Annotated in this window: 1 protein-coding gene; it reads left to right on the top strand. The window is 61.2% G+C overall.

Going from position 1 to position 224, the window contains the following annotated elements:
• Nucleotides 1–224 (top strand): hypothetical protein (locus tag BJQ90_RS20045; RefSeq protein ID WP_226761942.1); only part of this gene is annotated, 224 nt, incomplete at its 5' end.

The raw sequence follows: 224 nt of genomic DNA, 5'->3' as shown, positions 1-224 counted from the left end.
AGGAATCTAACACTCGTGCTCCAGGGCAACAATCCACGGTTCCCGTGGAAGTCCTCCGCGCCACGCTAACCAGCAGGCTCACCAACAGCACCAAGGTTGAACCGGCGTCAACCGTGACAGACACCTCCATGATCCGCTCCCACTCCCGCCCCATGCCAGAAGCTATACGGGAGGTACACCCAACTTTCTCCCACCACGGCGCGACAGCGCCGCTGAACCGCTAG

This window comes from Arthrobacter sp. SO3, from assembly GCF_020532825.1.
Lineage (GTDB): Bacteria > Actinomycetota > Actinomycetes > Actinomycetales > Micrococcaceae > Arthrobacter.
Note: the sequence above shows the minus strand (reverse complement) of the source record. Positions and strands in the feature narration are given on the sequence as shown.